Here is a 21398-nt window from a genome sequence, read left to right as displayed (position 1 = left end):
CGTTCGCTCACCCATCATGAGACCGTCTCCGCTCGCCTCAAGCAGAGTGAATCACGCCATCAACCATCGATCAAGCAGGGTTTTTCAACAGAATCTGGGCGTTAGCAGTCGTTCCCATTCTATAAATGCACGACCCAAGTCTTGAAAGAAGCACTGAGGAAAAAGCACGCGCGTTAGGGTGGCCGGACTGGCGCCTCTATCGCCGTGGCTGCGATATGGCTCCAGGCGTTGCGCCTAGCAGCAGCGCGAAATCCCCTTCGACGCTCCGCCCCCGTAGCGCGCGTCCTGGCGGTTCCGGAAGAAGTCGGCATAGCTCATCACCGCTTCGTCGGGGTGCTTCTCGGCCATGTGGGCGAGATACACATCGTAGCGCGGAACGCCGACCATCAGCCGGGCGGAATCGCGCAAGATCGCCCAGAACTGCATGGACGGGGGCTTCATGCCGGCACCGCCACTGTCTCGGCCGTCGTCACCCGCGCATCGCGCAAGGCGGCGCGGCAGGTGCGGACGGTGAAGAAGATCATCGACAGCACCACGCCGAGGAACAGCACGCACAGGCCGGCATCGATCTGATCGTTGAACACGATCTTCTCCATGTCGGCGATCGACTTGGCCGGCGCCAGTACCTCGCCGCGCGCCAGGGCGGCGCCGAACTTCTCGGCATGGCTGAGGAAACCGACCTTGGGATCGGGCGAGAACAGCTTGAGCATTCCGGCGCTGACCGTGCACAGCACCAACCAGCCCGCAGGAAGGATCGCCACCCAGGCGAAGCGCTCCTTCTTCATTTTGAAGAGCACCACCACGCCGAGCATCAGCGCGACTGCGGCGAGCATCTGGTTGGAGATGCCGAACAAGGGCCACAGCGTGTTGATGCCGCCCAATGGATCGGTGACGCCCGAATAGAGGAAGAAGCCCCAGGCGCTCACGCACAGCCCGGTGGCGACCAGCCCCGGCCATATCGAGGTCGAATCCTTGAAGCTCGGTATCGCCAGGCTCAGCAGATCCTGCAGCATGAAGCGCCCGGCGCGGGTGCCGGCATCGACCGCGGTCAGGATGAACAGCGCTTCGAACAGAATCGCGAAATGGTACCAGAAGGCCTTCATCGCCTGCCCGCCGAACAGCCCGGAGAATATCTCCGCCATCGCCACCGCGAGGGTGGGCGCGCCGCCGGTGCGCGAGATGATGGTCTTTTCGCCCATCTCGGCCGCGGTGTTGGCGATGGTGGCGGCCTCGATCGGGAAGCCCATCGCCGTGACCGCAGCCGCCGCGGTTTCCGGCGTGGTGCCGACGATCGCGGCCGGTGCGTTCATGGTGAAGTAGATGCCGGGATCGAGGATCGAGGCGCCGGCCAGCGCCATGATGGCGACAAAGCTCTCCATCAGCATCGCACCATAGCCGATGAAGCGCGCATCCTTCTCGGTGTTGATGAGCTTGGGCGTGGTGCCCGAGGAAATGAGCGCGTGGAAGCCCGAGACAGCACCACAGGCGATGGTGATGAACAGGAACGGGAACAGCGTTCCCGACCAGACCGGCCCCGAGCCATCGACGAACTGGGTGAGTGCGGGCATCCGCAGCGGCGGTGCCAGGATCACCAGCCCGATGGCGAGTGCCACCACCGCACCGATCTTGAGGAAGGTGGAGAGATAATCGCGTGGTGCCAGCAGCAGCCACACCGGCATGACCGATGCGATCGCGCCATAGCCGATCAGCACCCAGCAGAGCTGGATGGGGGTGAGGGTGAAGGCCGGGCCCCAGACCGGGCTGGCGGCGATCGCCTCGCCGTAGATGATCGCCAGCACCAGCCCGACAAGGCCGATGAGCGAGACTTCAGCGATCTTGCCCGGCCGGATGAAGCGGCCATAGACGCCCATGAACAGTGCCAGCGGCACCGTCGCCGCCACGGTGAACAGCCCCCAGGGGCTTTCCGCAAGGGCACGCACCACGATCAGCGCCAGAACCGCGAGGATGATGACCATGATCATGAAGGCGCCGAACAGCGCCACCGTGCCCGCGGCATTGCCCATTTCCATGCGGATGAGCTCGCCCAAGGAGCGGCCATCACGGCGCATCGAGATGAACAGGATGATGAAATCCTGGACGGCACCAGCCAGCACGACGCCGGCAAGGATCCAGAGCATGCCGGGCAGATAGCCCATCTGGGCTGCAAGCACCGGGCCGACGAGCGGTCCGGCACCGGCGATGGCGGCGAAATGGTGGCCGAACAGCACGTAGCGGTTGGTCGGCACATAATCGAGGCCGTCGTTCTTGGTGTGCGCCGGCGTCTGGCGGGCGCCATCGAGGCCGAACACCCGGCCGGCGAGGAAGCGGCTGTAATAGCGATAGGCGATGAGGTGGACCGAAACGGCCGCCAGCACCATCCAAAGTGCGCTCACCTGCTCGCCATTGGCGGTGGCGATGATGCCGAGCGCCGCCGCCCCGACAAGGGCGAGCAGCGCGAACGGCCCATGATCCTTGAGCGCAGTTGCCATCACTTGCTTCGCGTGTAGCGCGCCACCGACCGCTCCTTGACCTGTGCGCCGTAGATGACGCCATTGTCATCGGCCCAGATGCCTTCGGCGCTGCTGGTGGCGCCGGAATCGGGATCGGGCTCGGGATCGGGGATGAACGCGGTCACCTTTCCGGTGCGCGCCGAGCCGACGCGGATGCCGCGCTTCCAGCCGGGGTTGAAGCCATAGCCAACCGGGTTGCGGCTCTCGCTGTCGGCCGAATAGAGAATGTCGTTCTTGTCGATGTAGATGCCCGAGGGCCGCCCGAACTGCGTCCAGGCATCGATGAACTCGCCATCCTGGGTAAAGACCGAGACGCGGTTGTTCCAGCGGTCCGCCACGAACAGCCGGCCCTTGCTGTCGAAGGCCATGCTGTGCGGCACTTCCAGCTCGCCGCGCGCCTTGCCGGGCTTGCCGAACTCGCCGATGTAAGTGCCATCAGGCTTGAACTTCACGATCCGCGCGATGTTCTTGTAGGGCGTATGCCCGTCCGCCACGAAGATTGTGCCGTCCTTGGCGGTGATCACGGCATTGGGCTCGGTGAAGGTGGTCGGCGAAGTGCCTGCCACACCCTTGGTGCCGAGCGTGAGCAGAACCTTGCCCTCGGGCGAGAACTTGTGGACCAGGCCACCACCGCCGCCGGCAACGCGGGCATCGGTGAGCCAGAGGTTGTCGTCGGCGTCGATGTAGAAGCCGTGCGGGAACAGCGTCAGCCCGGCGCCGAAATCCTTGATGAAGTTGCCCTGCGCATCGAACTCCATGATCGGGTTGACCGGCGATCCGGCGCAGCTGTTGGCGCCGCAGCGTTCCGCGACCCAGACATGGCCCTTGCTGTCGACGGCGACGGCGCTGGTCGAGCCCATCACCCGGCCCGCGGGCATCTTGAAGAAGCCGGTATCGGTTCGATACGGATTGGGGTGTTCATTGGGCTTGCCCGCCAAGGGGCCGGGTGGTGGCAGTTGCTCGAGCGTGTATGTCACGCGCTGTGCAAGCGCCGGGCTCGCCAGCGCGCCGAGCGCCAGCAGTGCAACGAACGAAATCTTCATGACCCCTCCCCCGGGATGGAATTCAAGGTGTCGGTTGTTCCGCACCCTTGTTGCTTGCGGTCGTATCCGGCTTTTGCGCGATGAATTCGATCATGGCCAGCATCTCGGATCGGCGGTCGAGCGCCGTCTCGCCCGCCGGAAAGCTGTTGGCCTTGAGCAGGAATGCCAGGATATCGGCATATTCCTCACGGTCGAGCGACTGCGGATTGTCCATCGGCATCGTCGTGCGCACCCGATCGAACAAGTCGCCGACCGACAGCTCGTTGTAATGCGAGATGAACTCGCCACCCACCAGCGCCGGCGCCTCACCGGTACCGTTGAGCTGGCCGCCATGGCAGGTGCCGCAGCGCTGCGCATAAGCCGCTTCGCCGCGCGCCGCCTGCTCGGCGGTGTAAACCCCATCCCACACCGTCTGGGTGAAGCCCTGCTGGGCAAACGCCGTGCCGGCGACGACGAGTGCCGAAGCTGCAAGGCCGATGGTGAGGATGGGGTTACGCACGGACGTTCTCCTGAAGGGTCGATCAGTTCTTCGACGGCAAAGTGTAGGCAATATACTCGCCCGAATATGTCCCGCCGCTTACTGCGACGATGATATACTGCTTGCCGTTGACCATGTAGCTCATCGGCGAACCCGACTGTGGACCGGCCATGTAGACCGCGCCCACTTCCTTGCCGTTGCCCTTGTCATAGGCACGCAGCATAGCTCCGCGTGGCCGATCGCCGGGGCTGGTGACCTGATTTTCGCCAGCGATGATCAGCGACTTCGTCACCAACGTGCCGATCTGATAGGTCGATTGACCGGTGCGCGGGATGTCGAGGCCCTTGAGCGCCGGGTGGTTGCGCACGAAATCGGGAGTCTCCCCATGCGCCACCTGCCATTTGATCGTGCCGTTGTTGACGTCGATCGCCGAGATGGTGCCGTAGGGTGGCTTCACAAGCGGCAGGCCATCGACGTTGAGGCGCGGAATGCCCGCACCACCCCCGCCGGCGGCCGGAGGTGCAGCCGGCGTATCCGCCCCTGCCCCTTCACCCGGGCCCTTGATCATGACGACCGGCTGGCCATCGACACCGACAACCCAATCGACATCGGTCATCGTGTCCGGTCCGGGCTGGAGGCCGGTGGCGGAGATGCACGCGCCGCAGGCATAGACATAGGCAATGCCGGTTTCGGGATCGAAGGAGCCTCCGGGCCAGTTGGTGCCGCCCTGCGCCCAGTTGTTGATGACGCCGAGCTTGTCCTTGGTGCTGACGATCGGAGGGGTGTAGACCGGGCCGAGCTCGAAACGGCTCGTCACTTCCAGCGCCTTCTTCTTCAGCTCGGGCGTGAAGTCGATGAGATCGGCCTCGGTGATGCCATTGCGGGCATAGATTGGTGGCTTGGTCGGGATCGGTTGCGTCGGCGAATACCATTCACCGGGCACATTGCCCTTGGGCACCTTCACTTCGTTGATCGGCCAGACCGGCTTGCCGGTGGTGCGATCGAACACATAGAAGAAGCCCTGCTTCGACGGCACGCCCACCACCTTGCGCGCCTGGCCATCGACATTGACGTTCATCAGCAGCGGCGCGGACGAATTGTCGAGATCCCAGATCTCATGGTGAATGAGCTGGAAGTGCCACTTGCGCTCGCCGGTCGTCAGGTCGACCGCCACCAGCGAGTTGCCGAACAGGCCGGCACCCGGGCGCTGGCCGCCGTAGAAATCCGACGTCGGCGATTCGACGTTGAGATAGGCGAGGTTCAGCTCGGGGTCGATCGACACCTGTGTCCACACGCCGGCATTGCCGGTGGTCTCGGCCGAGCCCTTTAGCCAGGTCTCATAGCCGAACTCGCCCTTCTTCGGGACGGTGTGGAAGGTCCAGAGTCGCTTGCCGGTGCGGACGTCGAACGCGCGGACATAGCCCTTGGTGTTGTTCATCGAACGCGGCGTGAAGCCTTCGCGGAAGGCAGCGCCGATGATGACGGTGTTGCCCGAGATGGCAGGCGCCGAGTGAGCCCCGGCCTCCCCCTCCTCGAGGTCGGTCATCGGCTGGTCCCAATCCTGCTTCAGATCGACGAAGCCCTTGTCCCCGAACGAGGTATCGACCTGGCCGGTATCGGCATCGAGGCTGACGAGCCGATAACCGATGGTCGTATAGAGGATGCGGCGCTTGTTGCCATCGGTCCAGTAGGAGAGGCCGCGGCCCGAAAGTGCGCGCGGGCTGACCGCCGAACGCTTGCCTTCGTGCAGGGCATAGGACCAGAGCAGCTCGCCGGTGGTGCCGTTGATCGCCACCACCGCGCGGCGCGTGCCGGCAGTCGTGAAGATCACGCCATCGACCGCAAGCGGCGTGCCTTCGAGCTTGTACTCGGGGCGCGAGCCGAACATGTCGGTCTTGAACCGCCAGGCGACTTCGAGATCCTTGAAATTGCCGGCATTGATCTGGTCGAGCGGGGCGAAGCGGCTGCCCGACACATCGGAATTGTAGCTCGTCCAGTTGACGTTTTCGCCGTCCTGCCGGGCGGCAGCGGCCCCCTGGACCGAGGCGTTGGGGGCGCGAAGTGCGGGGGCGAATGTCTGCGCCAGCGCTGCAGGTGCGGATGTGAGCAGCAGGGCGGTGGCGGGAAGCAGAAACAGCGTGCGTGATGCGATCATGCGTTCAAACCTTCGATTGAGGGGATGGATGCGAGGGGCCGAGGCTGCCTCACGCCATCGCCTTCACCTTCGCCAACCCGGCCTTGAGCGATGCCTTCTGCGCATCGGTCAGCTGCGGATAGGGCGTACGCGCATAGATTTCCGGCCCGCCCATCTCGAGGCTGAGAACATATTTCATCGTCGCATAGGTGTTGGCGCCCATGTTGGCATCACGCATCACCCTCTGGGCGGCGCGGAGCTTGGCGAGTTCGCCCTTCCAGTCCCCCTTGGCATGATAGGCCTTGAAGATGGCGGCGCACTTGCCGCTGAACTGGTTGCCATCGGCAAGGATGGTGCCCATGCCGGCTTCGAGGGCGGATTCGAGGTTGTTGTTGGTGCCGCAGCGCATGTTGAGCGCCGGAGCGGCCGCCAGGAATGCCTGATAGCCCTCGACCGAGCCGCTTGAGTCCTTGATCCCAGCGAGGTGCGAATAGCCCTTGAGGTTGTTGAGGAGCTCGATCGGAATGCCGACCTCGGAGGTGCCGGGAATATGGTAGAGGTTGGTCGGCAGCCCGCAAGCATCCATCAGCCGCTTGTAATAGTCGGTGAGGCCCTCGACCGGCGGCTGGTTGAAGTAGAAGGGCGGAATGACGAGCAGGCCATCGGCGCCGTTCTTCTCGGCGTGTGTCGCGAGATCGATCGTCTCGATGATGTTGCTGGTGCCCGGGCCGACGATGACGTTGAGACCGTTGCGGTTCTTGAGCACCGTCTCGGTGACGGTCTTGCGCTCGGCCTGGCTGAACGACGGGAACTCGCCCGAAGTGCCGAGAACGACCACGCCGTCCGCACCCTGCGACTTGTGCCACTGCATGATGGCAGCCATGGCGCCGGGATCGAACATGCCCTTGGCATTGCACGGCGTCACCGTCGCGACCCAGTACATCGTCTTGCGCGGGCTGCCGAGCTTCACCGACTGTGCCTTGGCGGCACTGCCGATCATTGCAGTGGCAGCCACTCCGGCAGCAATTCCCATTGCGCTCCTGCGTGTCGTGTCCATCTTTGCTCTCCCCATGGTGTTCTTATTTGCGAACCCTTGTTCGCGGATTGTGGCACATTGCCCCGGCCCGTGGAAAGGGCCGGGGTGCCGCGCATCAGAATTTGAACCGCACGCCGGCGCGATACTGCCGGCCGAGCGCATCGTAGATGATCCCCGATGTGGCGGTGAAATAATAGGAGGTCTGGCCTTGCGTCGGGCCGGCGGCAACATTGGGCGGTGCCTTGTTCAGCAGATTGTCCACCGTGGCGAAAAGCTGGATGGCATCGTTGAACTGGTAGCTGCCACGCAGATCGACATAGGCGATCGCCGGCACGGTGTTGTCATCGACATCGACCGAAGTCCAGGTCGCGTGCAACTTGGCCGCCCCGATGAAGCGGGTCTGCGCAGTGAGCGACAGGCCCTCATTGTTGTAGGTGGTGCTGAAGGTGAAGCGGGCGCGCGGGAAGCCGGTGCCGCCGGGGTTGTCCGGACCGATGTTTCCGGCGAGGTTGACCGTGGTACCGAGCTGCTCCTGCTGCAGCGTGAAGATATAGTTGCCGAGCATGCGCAGCTGGATATCGCCATTGAAAGCGGGGAAGGTCCAATCCGCCTGATAGTCGAGGCCCGAGGTCTTCAGGCTGGCGATGTTGAGCGGCGCCGTGTTGATCTGGCTGAGCAGCGGTTGGCCATTGGACCCGATGGGGCCGGCAAACACCAGCTGGCTGCAGAACGCCGTCTCGCCGGCGTTGCAGCGGTTGAGAACGTCGTTGGAGCCGACACTGACGATCGCCTCCTTCAGGTTGATCGAATAATAGTCGAGGCTGAAGTTGAAGCGCGACAGGAACGCCGGCCGCAGCACGATGCCGGCCGAATAGGTGCGCGCCACTTCCGGCGTGAGCGCGGCATTCCCCGATGCGAAGGTGAAGATCGAAACGGTGGTGTTGGTGCCGGGCGAGACGGCCGAGCTGAGCGTCGACAGGCCGGTCGAGAACAGCTCGTTGAGGTTTGGCGCGCGAATGTCACGCGAAACCGTGCCGCGAACACGCAGCCAGTCATTCACGTCCGAAGTGAGGCCGAACTTCCAGGTCGTGACCGAGCCGCTGGTGGAATAGTCGGTGATGCGGGCGGCGGCATTGAGGTTGAGGCCATCGACGATGCCGTCCTTGATGATCGGCACATCGACTTCGACAAAGCCTTCCTTCACATTGTACTTGCCGGCAAAGCTCGGGAAGTTGGCGACCGAATAGATGCGCGCCGCTGCTCCCGGATCATTGGTGATCGTGCCTTGCTCGGTGCGATATTCGGCACCGAGCGCCATGTTGATGTCACCCGCCGCGAGGCCGAAAGGCAGCGCGCCCTGCGCCGAGAAGGCGGCCACGTTTTGCACCAGCTCCTGGCGCTGGAAGTTGGCGCCGGGCACGACATTGACGTAGCGGATGGCATCCTGCTGCGCCACGCCGGTGCCGAGGATGTTGAGCGGGCGGCAGGCCGCATCGTCGTTGGTGGTGCTGGAATCGGCGTTGACGCGGCAGACGATCTGGCCTGCGGGGTTGCGTACAGCGTCGATGGCCTTGTTGTAGTTTGCGATGATGACGTTGGATTCGGTGGTCTGGAACACCGTCACTTCGCCCCGCTGGTAATAGGCGTTGTATGACCAGCCGCCGCCGATATCACCCTCGACTGCCAGCACACCGCGCTTCAATGTGCGGTCGGTGGTGGCCACCGGCACGCCGACCGCATTCGATGCGAAATAATTATAGTCGAGCGTGCCCCCGTTGACGTTGTTGATGTTGGTGGTGCCGACCTGGATGCTCGTCAGCCCCTGTGCCTGCATCTGCTGCGCCACCGCGGTTGGCAGGAACGGGTTGTCGACACGGATCTGCGGCGCCTGCGCGCCGATGCGGATGAACGGCACCGAATTGTTGCGCGAGAAGGTGGTACCATAGTTGAGCTGCAGCGAGACCTTGAACCAATCGGCAAAATCATAGCTCAGCAGGCCGAACAGCGAGGCGGTGCGATAGCGGATCGCCAGGTTGTTGAGCGAGCCCTGCAGTGTTTCGGCATTGGCCGCGACCTGGCCCGACACATTGGTGGCACCGAAAGGCGCCAGCTGGGCGTTCTGGCCGACGAACTGCTGGCCGAGCAGGCTTCCAGGCGATGTGGCACCGCCGGTCGGGCACGCGCCGGTGGCGGTGAGCGCCAGCCGGCAGCCGCCGACGATCAGGCCGCCGGTGGTGGCGCCCGAAAGGTTGACATTGTCGGCATGGATCAGCCGCGGCTGGCCATTGCCCACGGCGAACGCCGGGTTGTTGACCAGCTGGCGATACTTGTTCCAGCTGCGCTGGTTGGCGAACACTTCGCTCGGTGCGTCGAACAGGTTGCCCGCCACGATCACCCGGCCGCGATCATCGGCGAAGCCGGTGCCCATGGCCAGCTGCGCGCGGTAGCTGAAACGGTCGAAGGCATAGGTATCGGCGGCCTCGACGCTCGCCTTGATGCCATCGAACTTCTTGTTGAGCACGAGGTTGACCACGCCCGATACGGCGTCGGAGCCCCAGGCGGCAGACGCACCGGCGGTCACCACGTCGATGCGTTGCACAAGAGCGGTCGGCATGGTGCCGATATCGACCTGGCCGGTGACGTTGGACTGCACGACCCGCTGGCCATCGAACAGCACCAGGGTGCGGGTGACGCCAAGGTTGCGCAGGTTGATCGTATCGAGCCCGGTGACACCCGCCACGATGTTGCCCGCACCGCTGGTGTTGTTGGGCGATGCCGAAGCCCCGACGGCCGGAAGTTCGCGGATGGTATCGCCGATCGTCGGCTTGGAATCGCGGTTGATAAGCTCTTCGCCGACCACCGTGACCGGTGTTGGTGCAGTATAGCCCGAAGCGGTAATGCGCGATCCGGTAACGATGATGGTCTCTTCGGCCGCGCCCTCATCCGCCGGCGGCGACGCCGGCGGACTGGCAATCTGCGCATGGCCGATGGCTGGAAAGAGCAGCGCAATGACCAGCGCGCCTCGCGAAACAGCGCTCGATGAAACAAGTTTGTGCATAGCGTCCCCACCCCTTTTTTGGCCACCTTGTACCACTGGTGCGTCTCATGCGCGCCGCGTGACACAAAGGTCACTTGACTGGAAACCACCCGGTCCCGAATCAAGTATGACGATGCAACCGTATTGAAAGAGCGGCCGGAATTGATTGCAGCGCTGCAATAAAAACGTCTTCCGTCTCAAGCGGCCGGCGAAACCTTTTTCGGCAGGGCGAGGGCAGCAGGGACAGGTGACGCCGTCGCGCCGATCCGCAGTCGTGACTGGCGGGGAGGCGGCACGGCTGGAAGCCGGGCTTCAAGCAACAGGCCGCCTCCGCGCCGGTTGCGCGCGGCCAGGGCGCCGCCATGCGCTGTGACGATCAGCCGGGCGATTGCCAGCCCAAGGCCGACCCCGCCGGTCTGGCGGCTGCGCGAAGGCTCTCCGCGATTGAAAGGCTTGAAAACTTCATCGAGCTGCGCGTCATCAAGGCCCGGTCCGCGGTCGGCCACCTGCAGCACGGTCTCAAGGCCCGACGACGTCACGATCACTTCTGCGGCCCCGGCGTAGGAAACGGCATTGTTGATGATGTTCTGCATCACGCGCTCGAGCGCCACGGCATCCCCCATCACCCAGTTGCGGGCGCCCGGATCGAGCACAGCGAGGCTGACCGGATGGCCCATCTCCTGCGCATCCGCAACGACGCGCGCCGCGAGCTGGTGCAGATCGAGCAGCCGCCGCTCCCCCAGCTCATGGCCATGACGGATGAAGCCGATGGTCGCCTCGACCATCGCGCGCATCTGCTCGATATCGGCAAGCACGGCGATGCGCACCGGGTCGGGTGCGGCTTCGATGCGGAAGGCGATGCGAGTGAGCGGCGTTCGGAGGTCATGGGCGATGGCGCCGACCATTGCGGTCCGCTCGGCCAGCGTATCGAGCAGCCGCGCCTGCATCTTGCTGAGCGCCTCGGCGGCCTGGCGAAGCTCGGTCGAGCCTTCGATCGGCACGGCGGGGGCGGCATGATCGGCGCCCACTGCCTCGGCGGCTTCGGCAAAGCGCCGGATGGGCAGGGTGAGTTGCCGGGCGAACAGAAAGGCGAACGGCAATACCGCCAGCACCGAAAGCAGGAACGCCGTGAGCGAGCGTTTCTGGAACCTGGTGATGAACGGGCGTGGTGGCGAGCGCATGACCTTCCACCGACCGTCATCCCGCTGCACTGCGGCAACAACGGTATTGTAGAATTGCGCTTCCCCGAGCCGCATCGGCACCCCGGAAGCAGTCTCGCTGTAGCGGAACGGCCAGTTGGACTGATCTGCCTCGTAAAAGAGCCGCACCCGGCTTTCCGGAAGATCGAGCAGCCCGGCCAGCCGGCGCGAAAGACTTGCATTGGTGACCATGTGATCGACCGGCTCGGGCGGCGCATCGTCGATATGCATGTCCAGCAGCGAATCGATCCGCTTCACGCGCTGCGCAGGGTTGTGTTCGGACAGCGCCTCGGCGATGTCGCGCATCGAATAGAAATCGAGTCGCGGTGCCGGGAGCGCCGTGATGAGCAGGAAGTTGACCACAAGGCTCGCCACCAGCGTGAACACCACCAGCAGCAGCGTCTGCGACAGGATCGGCAGCCTGCGAAGCATGGTGAGGCGCTCGATCATGGAACGATCGGCTCAGGGATGAGTGTCACCATATAGCCCAGGTTGCGGATGGTGCGGATAGGGTCGGAAGGCCCGAGCTTGCGGCGCAACCGGCTGACGGTCACGTCGATGGCACGGTCGAAGATTTCCACACCTTCGCCGCGTGCGGCATCGAGAAGCTGGTCACGCGAGAGCACGCTTTGCGGCCGGTCGAGCAGTGCGGTCAGCACGCGGAATTCGGCATCGGTGAGCGGCACCTCGCTGCCGTTGCCGAGCCCGAGCCGCCTGGTGACGATGTTTAGCGTCCACTCGCCAAAGCGGCGCGCCTGGACGGTGGTGGTCGGCGATGCACGGCGTCGGAGCACCGACCGCACGCGCGCCAGCAGTTCGCGCGGATTGCAGGGCTTTGCCAGATAATCATCGGCGCCGAGTTCGAGCCCGGCAATCCGGTCGGTATCGTCCCCCATCGCCGACAGGATGATGATACCGGGGCGGTTGGCGCCCTGCAGCCGCCGCACCACCGACAGCCCGTCCTCGCCGGGCATCATCACATCGAGGATGAGCAGCGCCGCGCCGCCAGCGTCGAGCAGCGCGCCGAGTTCGACCGCATCGGCGGCGGTTTCGACGTTCAGGCCATTGTCGCGCAGGAAGCCGGCGATGAGGGTGCGAAGCTCGGGATCATCGTCGACCACGATCACCCGCGCCGGATCAGCCAGCACCGCCGATGGCGCGGCGGCGCTTCGCACGGCGGTTCGGGAATCGAGCGTGGCGACCATGGCGCAATCGTCGGGGTGCGGGGGGTACCGTGTCAAGCGGTTGTCCGGCAGCGGATGCTTCCCTAAGGCACAGGAGGACGCTCCCCAACGCAAGACACCGCACATGAACTCGCATTTCTCCGTTGCCGCGGTTTACGGCTTTTTCCCGATTGCCGATCCGGCGGCAGTGCGGGATGTGTTGCAGGACTGCTGCCGAAGCGCTGCGGTGCGCGGGACGCTGTTGCTCGCACCCGAAGGCATCAATGGCACGATCGCCGGCGAGGCGGATGGTTTGGCGAGCGTTCTCGATGCCATCCGCGCCCTGCCGGGTGCGACCGGGCTGGAGATCAAACTTTCAGGCGCCGACGCCATGCCCTTCCACCGGCTGAAGGTGCGATGCAAGCGCGAGATCGTGACGATGGGCGTGGCGGATCTCGATCTCGGCAAGCGCGGCCAGCATGTGCCGCCCGCCGATTGGAATGACCTGATCGCCCGGCCGGACACGATCATCATCGACACCCGCAACGCCTATGAAGTGGCGATGGGCAGCTTCGAGGGCGCCATCGACCCCGGCACCGAAGCCTTTGGCGATTTTCCCGCCTGGTTTCGCGCCAATCGCGAGGCGCTGTTCGCCGGGCGGCCGGATGCGCCGGTCGCGATGTTCTGCACCGGCGGCATCCGCTGCGAAAAGGCCAGCGCGTTCCTGCGGGCCGAAGGCGTGGCGCAAGTCCACCACCTCCACGGCGGCATCCTCAAATATCTGGAAACCGTGTCCCCCGAAAACAGCCGGTGGCAGGGTGAATGCTTCGTCTTCGACGAGCGCGTGGGGCTGACCCACGGCCTCGAACAAGGCACGCATGTCCTGTGCCGCGGCTGCCGGATGCCGGTCAGCACCGCCGACCAGGCGTCGCCGCTCTACATTTCCGGTGTGCAATGCGTCCACTGCGCCGGCACTCGCGACGCCCAGGCCCAGGCCGGCTATGCCGAGCGCCACCGCCAGGCGCTGCTCGCCGAAGCGCGCGGCACCACCCACATCGGCGCCGCACCCGATGTCAGGCCGGGGCATCCCCCAGATTATACTTCATGATGCTGCCATGCGGCCCGTGGCGGTCCCGCTCGAGCGCATAGACTTCGCCATTCGGCCCCAATTCCGTGTTCGGCGCCTGCGCCAGCACTGTGGCGATCTCGGCGCGGTCCGCCTCGGTGAGATGAACACGCCCGATCGCCACCGTCTCGGCCAAATGCCCTGCATGGCTGGCACCGACGATCACGCCGGCCACCTGCGGCAGCCCCAGGACGTAACGCGAGGCCACCGCCGCGATGTTCGATCCATGCCGGTCCGCCACAAGGCGCAGCGCGGCCAGCAACTCCTGAAACAACTCCCAGCCGCCGAAACTGTCGATGATCAGCTTGTATTTGACGAGGCTGCGGTTGGCGAAGGGGGGCTGCGGCTCCGCCACTCCGAGCCACCGATCGGTCAGGAATCCACCCGCCAGCGTGCCATAGCAGAGCAGTTTCGTGCCCAGTCGCGCGCAGACGTCGGTCAGCGCGCCCGCCGGGCGTGCATCGAGCAGTGAGTATTGCACCTGCAGGCTGGTGAACACCACACCGGCCTCGGCAATCGCCTCGACATGCGCGGCATCGAAATTGGTGCCCGCCACATGCGCGATCCGCCCCTCGGCCTTCAGCGCCGCCAGATGCTGCGCCGTCTCAGCCCAGCGCGGCTGGTCATAATCCCACCAGTGGAACTGCACGAGGTCGAGCCGCTCCATGCCCAGCCGGCTGCACGAGCGGTCGATGATCCGCCGCACATCGGCCTGGGTGATGGTCGGCAGCAGGTCGAGATCGGGGACGAACTTGGTGTGCACCTTGAGTTTCGCCAGCGCGTCCGCCCCGCGTTCGCGCAGTATCGCGGCGCGGAAATCACCGATCATCGCCTCGACGCCGGTGTAGATGTCGGCACAATCGAAGGTGGTGATGCCGGCATCGTAAAAGGCCGCAAGATCGGCGGTCACCGCTGCCTTGTCGACATCGCCGTGACCGCCGGCCAATTGCCAGCCACCGCGAATGACGCGTGAAATCACATGGCCCGGCGCCAGGTCAAAAGTCTCGTCGAAGCTCATTTCGGCCTTTCGGTTGCAGTCACGTCGGAATGGCGAAAACGCCGCAGCCCGAGCCGCGTGATCCGCAGCCGCGAGGGGCACGCCGGATCGGGGCAGGCGATTTCGGAATCGGTGCTCATCCAGTCATTGGGGTGATTGGCGCGCTGCCTGGCGGCGAGCAGCGGCAACACCGCCGCCAGCGAATAGATCGAGAACCCCTGCCCTTCCGGCAGGTACAGGCTCTCGCCGCGCAGCTCGAACCAGTCCCCGGGCTTTGCCGAGCACCAGAGCTTCGCCCCCTCGGGCGCGACAACCTCGACGCGCAGGTCGTAGAGCTCGAAACTGTCATCCATGAGCGGGTCTCCAGCGTCGCACGATCCCCGGCAGCAGCACCAGCCCCGCCACCACATAGCTCAGGACGACAGTGAAGCTGATCGCCGGCCCCAGACCGGCCGCTTCGCCGAACACATGGGTCCCTGAAAGTGCCACCGCCGTGGGCCCGAAGCCACCGCCGATGGCGACGTTGAGGAAAAAGCTCACCGCCATCACCTGCCCGCGCATCCGGTTGGGCGTCGCGTCGAGGATCGCCGAAAGCCCCGATGCCGTCACCACCGCCGACAGCGCGAAATACACCGGCACCGCGATCATCACGCCCTGTGCACTGCCGCTGTTGATGAGCAGCGCCGCCGGCAGCGTGGCGAGCACGGCAACCGCGCATAGCTCGATCTTGCCGCGCGGGCCGCGGAGTTGCGCCATCCGGTCCGCCAGAGCCCCGCCCGCCAGCATGCCGCCGCCATAGCCGAGCATCAGCAGCAGCCCGAGATCGACCCCCACCCGCGCTGGATCCATCCCGAACTGGCGGATGAGCAAGGATGGCGCCCAGGCGCCCACCGCATTGTCGACCATCGAGGCCGTGGCCACCACCAGCAGCACCGGCACCAGCGACAGCAGCAGCGGCAGCAGCCGGCTTTCGCCCGTCCCCTTGCTCGCAATGGCACCCGCCTGCTCGAGCTGGTCGAAGCGGCGCACCGGCTCCTTCACCCACAGCAGCACCAGAGCCCAGAGCAAACTCGGCAGCCCCACCGCGAGCAGCACCAGCCGCCATTGCGGCCAGTCCGCCACCGCGGTGCCGGCAAACAGCCCGGCGCGCACCAGATCGAGCACCGCGCCGCCGATTAGAATCGAGCCGCCCACGCCCACGGCGATGCCGGTGAAGAACACCCCCACCGCAAAGCCGCGCCGGTGCGGCGGAAAATGATCGCTGATCATCGAGATCGCCGCCGGGGACAGCACCGCCTCCCCCAGCCCGACGATGATACGCGCGGCAAACAGCATCTCGAACGAGGGTGCGACCGCGCACGCCAGCGTGCCGACACTCCAGATCGCCACCCCCGCCACGATGAGGTTGCGCCGCGAACTGCGGTCGGCCAGGAAGCCCAGCGGAATGCCGGCGATGCCGTAGATGAGCGCAAAGGCGAAGCCGAGGAGCAGGCTGATCTGCGTGTCCGAAATGCCGAGATCGGCGCGGATCGGATCGACAAGCAGGCTCAGCACCTGCCGGTCGGTATAGGCGAGCACGGCGGTCGCGAACAGGATCAGCACCACCCCCCAGGCGCGCGGGCGGCTCGGGTATGGCGGCTCGGCGGCAGCCGCTGCGGTCATGTCGCCCCCATCTTCCGGTCAGATATCCTGCGCCAGCCGCGCATAAAGCTCCGGCCGCCGATCGCGGAAGAAGCCGAAGGCCGCGCGGTGACGCGCCGTCAGATCGAGGTCGAAGCGGCCGATCACATGCCCCTCCTCGCGGTCGTCGAGTTCGGACACAATGTCCCCGCGCTGGTCGGCGATGAAGCTGGTGCCGTAGAAGGCCTGTTCATGCGGGGTGCCGGCCTCTTCGACGCCGACCCGGTTGCACGCCACGACCGGCACGACATTGCTCACCGCATGGCCCTGCATCGCGCGGCGCCACATCCGCCTTGTGTCGAGACCCGGGTCATGCGGCTCGGAGCCGATGGCGGTGGGGTAGAGCAGGATCTCCGCCCCCATCAGCATCATCGTCCGCGTTGTTTCGGGGTACCATTGGTCCCAGCAGATGCCGACGCCGATCACGCCGAGGCGTGTGGGCCACACCTTGAAGCCGGTATTACCGGGGCGGAAATAGAATTTCTCCTCATAGCCCGGCCCGTCGGGAATATGGCTCTTGCGATAGACGCCCAGCACATTGCCGCCATCGTCGATCATCGCCAGGCTGTTGTAATGATGCGGCCCGTCGCGCTCGAAGAAGCTGCACGGGATGAAGGTCTTCGTCTCCAGCGCCACTTCGCGCATCGCCGCCACTGCCGGATGCTCGCCCAGCGGCAGGGCGTTTGCGAAAAGCCCCTCATCCTCGTGCCGGCAGAAATAATGGCCTTCGAAAAGCTCGGGCGGCAGGATCAGCTGCGCCCCTGCCGCTGCCGCCGCGCGCACGGCCACAGCGGTGTGGGCGATATCGGCATCGCGCACGCCCGAAAAACCGAGCTGCAGCCCTGCCGCCACGATTTCGCGCATCTCAGGCCTCCGGCTGCTGCTGGGTGATGCAGTGGAACGAGCCACCGCCGGTCAGGATGAAATCGGCACGCAGCCCGATGGTCTCCCGGCCCGGAAAGCACGCGCGGATCGCCGCCACTGCAGCCGCGTCCGACGCCACCCCATAGGTCGGCACCACCACCAGCCCGTTGCAGATGTAGAAATTCATATGGCTCGCCGGCACCAGCTCGCCGTCCCGCTCATAGCGGCCGACGCTCGGGATGAGCACCACCTCGAGCCCGAAATCGCGCGCGCGGTCATGCGCATCGACCAGCACCGCCCGGTTGGGATCATCGGTCGTGGGGGCCGGCAATGCCAGCTTCCGCGGGCCGACGAAGCGCGCCAGATTGTCGACATGGCCATCGGTATGGTCGCCCTCGAGCCCTTCGCCGAGCCAGAGGATTTCATCGATGCCCAGATCGCGGCGCAGGTGCGATTCGATCTCGGCCTGATCCATGCGCGGGTTGCGGTTGGGGTTGAGCAGGCACTGCTCGGTGGTGACCGCCAGTCCCGAGCCATCGACATCAATGGCGCCACCCTCCAGCACCCAGCCATGGCGCGCCAGCGGCACCCCCGCCTGCCCCGCCACATAGGCCGCCACGCCGTCATCGCCGGCGAGGGTGTACTTGCCGCCCCAGCCATTGAAGCGGAATCCCGCCGCCGCCTGCCCCGCCGGCGAGGTCATGAACAGCGGGCCCGTATCGCGCAGCCAGATGTCTCCGAAGCCATAATGATGGAAACCGACATCGGCGCCCGCCAGCATCGACCGCGCCTGCGCCTCGGCGGCGGCATTGGCGACGAGCAGTTCCACCCGCTCATGCTTTGCCACGGCGCGCACCAGGGCGGCGACTTCGGCCTGCGCCGGCGCCAGGTCGTCTTCCCAAAGCTCGGGGTGCGAGGGGAATGCCGTCCATGTCGCTTTGTGCCGCGCCCATTCGGCCGGCTGCCGCGCTGTCATGCAATCTTCCCTTGTTGTGCATGTGCTGCTTGCCAGCGACCGGCAGCGCACTCAAGCCCCTTCGATCGTCGATTCTGCCACAGGAGGTGCTGCAACCCCCTTGAATCCCTGCGCCACCACATACCATTCACTCGACCCTTTGCGGCTGGCCGGCGGCTTGACATGCTTCACGCTCAGAAACTGCTTGCGGAGCAGCGCCGTGAGCGCGCCATCGCCGCCGCCCGCGAGCACCTTGGCCACAAACGCGCCGCCCGGCCGGAGAATGCGCCCCGCCATGTCGAGCCCCGCCTCGATGAGACCCATGGTACGCAGATGGTCGGTGGCCTTGTGGCCCACGGTGTTGGCGGCCATGTCGCTCATCACCAGGTCGGCGGCGCCCCCCAGTGCCTCGCGGAGCACGGCCTCGGCATCGTCGTCGAGGATGTCCTTTTCGAAGAATGTCACGCCGGCCATCGGCTCGATCGGCAGCAGGTCGATCCCCACCACCACCGCCCGCGGCCGCCGCGCCCTGACGATCTGGCACCAGCCGCCGGGTGCGGCCCCCAGGTCGAGCACGCGCTCGACCTGGCCGAGGAGGTTGAACTGCTCGTCGAGTTCCTTGAGCTTGAACGCCGCGCGGCTGCGATACCCGGCCGCCTTGGCGGCGGTGACATAGGGGTCGTTCAATTGCCGTTCGAGCCACTGGTTGCTCGATGTCGTGCGCCGCTTGGCGGTCTTCACCCGCACCTTGCCGCCGCGGGACCGGCCGGTCGGCCCGGTCGGGGTTGTCATGCGTGTGTTCCGGGCTGGTTCCCGGAAATCCCCCAGGCGCCATCGCGCATCATCAGCGTCCGCAGGATTCCCTCGCGGATGCCGCGGTCAGCCACCCGGACGACTTCGCCCGAGCTGGCGTCGGCAGATGCCCAGCGCGACAGGATGGCATCGAGAATGGCGCAGCCCGCAACGATCAGCTCGGCCCGGTCGGGCCCGATGCACGCGATGCGAGCGCGCTCGGCAACGCTCTGCCCGGCAATGGTGCGGCAAAGCGAAAGCAGCGGAACGGTATCGATCGCGCAGCCATCGACCTGCCGCCGGTCATAGCCGCGCAGACCGAGTTCGACGCTCGCCAGCGTGGTGATGGTGCCCGACGTGCCGAGCAGCTGCACCTGCGAAACGCCATGCGCCGCGATCCGCTCCCGAAAGGCATCGAGGGGGGCTGCCACACAGCTCAGCATGCGGGCATAGGCCTCCGCCCGGCCGGCGGCATCGAGCGCTGAAGGCTCGGTTTCGGCCAGGCTCACCACTCCCCAGGGCAGGCTCACCCAATCGAGGATCCGCGGCTCTTCGCCGTCGCCCCTGTCTTCGGGGCGCACCGGCGCCACCAGCATCAGCTCGCTGGAGCCGCCGCCGATGTCGAACACCAGCGCCGGCGGGCCATCGGGGTCGATGAGCGTGTGGCAGCCCAGCACCGCCAGCCGCGCCTCTTCGGCCGCCGAGATGACGTCGAGCGCGATGCCGGTCTCGTTGAACACCCGGTCGACAAAGCGCGGGCCATTGGCAGCGCGGCGGCATGCCTCGGTGGCGACATTGCGGGTGAGGCGGACATCGCGGCGCGCCAGTTTTTCGGCACAGGCGGCAAGCGCTTCCACGGTGCGGTCCATCGCGGCGTCGGACAAGCGCCCGGCCTCCATCAGGCCCTCGCCCAGCCGCACGACGCGCGAAAAGGCATCGACGACCACAAAGCCGTCGGGGCCTGGGCGGGCGATCAGCAGCCGACAATTGTTGGTGCCGAGGTCGAGCGCGCCATAGGTTCGACCGCGGCGGTATTGCGGGGCGCGGCCCCAGCGTGGGGTCGACGAATGCGGGGGAGGTGCGCCGGGGGGCGCAAAAGGGTCGGCTTCGGCCGCCATTGTCGTTCGTCCTGTTTTCACCGCAACGACTTGGGCCGAGGCGGAACCTGAAGCCAGATTAGCCGCAGCGTCATGAAAGCGCAAATCGACAGGAATTGACTTGGGCGGCGCAGCTGCCTATGCGGACGCCCTGCCCTGGTGGCACGTGCGTGCTGCCCCGTCGTCTAATGGTAAGACACCGGATTCTGATTCCGTTTATCGAGGTTCGAATCCTCGCGGGGCATCCAGGCGTTTCAAGACAGAATCTTGATTATCTTCGGTTATTTAGCGGCCCGTTTGCCACCGTCCCGCATTTGGTCTCAGTGCGGGGTGATCTGCCGCTTCTGGCAGATTGATTGGCAATTCAGGCGATTCTCGGCAGTCCATACTTTCCATTGCCCCTCGGCGGATGCTCACCATGGCCAGGCCTTGCGGAGGCCTTCAGCGGCGCTCCATCCAGGTCCGCCCCGCCGGTGAAAGCAGCATCAGTGTTGCCAGCGTTTGAAAGATGGTCGCCAGCGCGCCGACGAGAAGAACAGCGTCGTCGAACCAGTTCGCCGTGCCGATGGCAACGCCAGCGACCCAGGCGAGAGCCGTCAGCGCGACGAGGATAGCGGCGGCGATGCGGCTGCGCCAAGTCACCACCGCCCACCCCAGGGCATAGGGCACCCACGGTATGACGATGGTAAAGGCAAGCGCCATCGCCAATCCGTCGACTGCCATCCGACGCTCGAACAACCCTATCAGATAGGTTGTCTCGATCACGCCGGCGATCAGAAGCAGTCGCAAGAACATCGTCGAGTTCATGTTGCGCGAGATCGTGTCCATCATCTTCATTTCCCCTTCAAGCCAGGACAACAGAGGCAGCCAATGGCGACGACCATGCCGACGCCGCCGACAACCGATCGAGATATTCCACAAGCTTGCCGAGCCCCGCGGGTGTGATCGCCACCAGATGGCTGCGCCGGTCGGCAGGGTTCGGCACGCGCACCAGCAATTTGCGGTCGCAAAGATGGTCGAGCTGACGAAGCGCCGTGCTGGGCGAGGTGTGGGCGCTTTGGCACGCATCGCCGAGCGTGACCTCACGCTGTTCGCACGCCGCGAGTGCCAGGAACAGCAGCATGTCCCAGGCGGCATCGGTCATGACGACCCGGCCGAAGACGCGGCCGCGCACTGCTCTTGCGTCATAGGCGATCGCCAGCGCCGGGTGCCAGCGACGGACTTCATCCAGCACCGGGGCGCCGGGAGGTGGCTGTGATATGGCCATCGTCAAGCTCCTGCCGAAGG

19 protein-coding genes and 1 tRNA gene are annotated in these 21398 nt (G+C 65.5%); 2 read left to right on the top strand and 18 right to left on the bottom strand.

The genetic code is table 11. The features are described 5' to 3' along the window. Positions 1–234: 234 nt before the first annotated feature. The 9 genes from FHS79_RS16090 to FHS79_RS16050 all read right to left on the bottom strand — a co-directional run bounded on the left by FHS79_RS16090 (position 235) and on the right by FHS79_RS16050 (position 12642). Positions 235–441: a YbdD/YjiX family protein gene (locus FHS79_RS16090; protein WP_184202445.1), complete on the bottom strand. Its 207-nt coding sequence runs from the start codon at positions 439–441 to the stop codon at positions 235–237. Continuing rightward, the gene (locus FHS79_RS16085; protein ID WP_184202443.1) at positions 438–2489 is read right to left on the bottom strand and encodes a carbon starvation CstA family protein; all 2052 of its coding nucleotides are present in this window, start codon (positions 2487–2489) and stop codon (positions 438–440) included. Before FHS79_RS16085 ends, FHS79_RS16090 begins: the two co-directional genes overlap by 4 nt. Continuing rightward, a complete protein-coding gene (locus FHS79_RS16080; protein ID WP_184202442.1) occupies positions 2489–3553 on the bottom strand; it encodes a peptidyl-alpha-hydroxyglycine alpha-amidating lyase family protein in 1065 nt (354 codons plus the stop codon). Before FHS79_RS16080 ends, FHS79_RS16085 begins: the two co-directional genes overlap by 1 nt. Positions 3554–3575: 22 nt before the next feature. After that, entirely contained in the window at positions 3576–4052 is a 477-nt protein-coding gene (locus FHS79_RS16075) for a c-type cytochrome (protein WP_243453399.1), read from the bottom strand. 22 nt (positions 4053–4074) lie between these two features. After that, positions 4075–6186, bottom strand: a complete 2112-nt coding sequence (locus FHS79_RS16070; protein WP_184202440.1) for an outer membrane protein assembly factor BamB family protein — start codon at positions 6184–6186, stop codon at positions 4075–4077. 49 nt (positions 6187–6235) lie between these two features. Beyond that, entirely contained in the window at positions 6236–7198 is a 963-nt protein-coding gene (locus FHS79_RS16065) for a dihydrodipicolinate synthase family protein (RefSeq protein ID WP_184202438.1), read from the bottom strand. A gap of 118 nt (positions 7199–7316) precedes the next feature. After that, complete coding sequence (locus tag FHS79_RS16060) at positions 7317–10259, bottom strand: TonB-dependent receptor domain-containing protein (RefSeq protein ID WP_184202436.1); 2943 nt, start codon at positions 10257–10259, stop codon at positions 7317–7319. 176 nt (positions 10260–10435) lie between these two features. Further along, positions 10436–11887, bottom strand: coding sequence for an ATP-binding protein (locus FHS79_RS16055; RefSeq protein WP_243452949.1), 1452 nt, complete (start codon positions 11885–11887; stop codon positions 10436–10438). Next, entirely contained in the window at positions 11884–12642 is a 759-nt protein-coding gene (locus tag FHS79_RS16050; RefSeq protein ID WP_184202451.1) for a response regulator, read from the bottom strand. The genes FHS79_RS16055 and FHS79_RS16050 overlap by 4 nt, the downstream gene beginning before the upstream one ends. Positions 12643–12745: 103 nt before the next feature. Between FHS79_RS16050 and trhO the strand changes: the two genes are divergently transcribed. Continuing rightward, complete coding sequence (trhO, locus tag FHS79_RS16045; protein ID WP_184202434.1) at positions 12746–13708, top strand: oxygen-dependent tRNA uridine(34) hydroxylase TrhO; 963 nt, start codon at positions 12746–12748, stop codon at positions 13706–13708. Here the strand turns inward: trhO and FHS79_RS16040 are convergent. The 7 genes from FHS79_RS16040 to FHS79_RS16010 are packed head-to-tail and all read right to left on the bottom strand — an operon-like array spanning position 13674 to position 20132. Continuing rightward, entirely contained in the window at positions 13674–14744 is a 1071-nt protein-coding gene (locus FHS79_RS16040) for an aldo/keto reductase (protein ID WP_184202432.1), read from the bottom strand. The genes trhO and FHS79_RS16040 overlap by 35 nt on opposite strands. Then, a complete protein-coding gene (locus tag FHS79_RS16035; RefSeq protein ID WP_184202430.1) occupies positions 14741–15076 on the bottom strand; it encodes a TIGR04076 family protein in 336 nt (111 codons plus the stop codon). Before FHS79_RS16035 ends, FHS79_RS16040 begins: the two co-directional genes overlap by 4 nt. After that, positions 15069–16385, bottom strand: coding sequence for an MFS transporter (locus FHS79_RS16030; protein ID WP_184202428.1), 1317 nt, complete (start codon positions 16383–16385; stop codon positions 15069–15071). The genes FHS79_RS16035 and FHS79_RS16030 overlap by 8 nt, the downstream gene beginning before the upstream one ends. A gap of 18 nt (positions 16386–16403) precedes the next feature. Next, a complete protein-coding gene (gene aguB / locus FHS79_RS16025; RefSeq protein ID WP_184202426.1) occupies positions 16404–17267 on the bottom strand; it encodes an N-carbamoylputrescine amidase in 864 nt (287 codons plus the stop codon). 1 nt (position 17268) lies between these two features. Continuing rightward, the gene (locus FHS79_RS16020) at positions 17269–18243 is read right to left on the bottom strand and encodes an agmatine deiminase family protein (RefSeq protein ID WP_184202424.1); all 975 of its coding nucleotides are present in this window, start codon (positions 18241–18243) and stop codon (positions 17269–17271) included. A 51-nt stretch (positions 18244–18294) separates the two neighbouring features. Beyond that, positions 18295–19014, bottom strand: a complete 720-nt coding sequence (locus tag FHS79_RS16015; RefSeq protein ID WP_184202423.1) for an RlmE family RNA methyltransferase — start codon at positions 19012–19014, stop codon at positions 18295–18297. Beyond that, complete coding sequence (locus tag FHS79_RS16010) at positions 19011–20132, bottom strand: Ppx/GppA phosphatase family protein (protein ID WP_184202421.1); 1122 nt, start codon at positions 20130–20132, stop codon at positions 19011–19013. Before FHS79_RS16010 ends, FHS79_RS16015 begins: the two co-directional genes overlap by 4 nt. Before the next feature lie 153 nt (positions 20133–20285). Between FHS79_RS16010 and FHS79_RS16005 the strand changes: the two genes are divergently transcribed. Next, positions 20286–20359, top strand: a tRNA-Gln gene (locus FHS79_RS16005). Positions 20360–20552: 193 nt separating this feature from the next. Here the strand turns inward: FHS79_RS16005 and FHS79_RS16000 are convergent. Together FHS79_RS16000 and FHS79_RS15995 are read right to left on the bottom strand one after the other, a co-directional pair. Continuing rightward, on the bottom strand, positions 20553–20942 hold the full coding sequence (locus tag FHS79_RS16000; protein ID WP_184202419.1) for a hypothetical protein: 390 nt from the start codon (positions 20940–20942) through the stop codon (positions 20553–20555). Between the two features lie 13 nt (positions 20943–20955). Continuing rightward, on the bottom strand, positions 20956–21378 hold the full coding sequence (locus tag FHS79_RS15995; RefSeq protein ID WP_184202417.1) for a MarR family winged helix-turn-helix transcriptional regulator: 423 nt from the start codon (positions 21376–21378) through the stop codon (positions 20956–20958). Positions 21379–21398 lie beyond the last annotated feature (20 nt).

Origin of the sequence: Polymorphobacter multimanifer, assembly GCF_014205635.1 — a bacterium.
Classification (GTDB): Bacteria; Pseudomonadota; Alphaproteobacteria; order Sphingomonadales; family Sphingomonadaceae; genus Sandarakinorhabdus; species Sandarakinorhabdus multimanifer.
The sequence above is the reverse complement of the archived record's forward strand: the minus strand, read 5'-3'. Positions and strand labels throughout refer to the sequence as shown.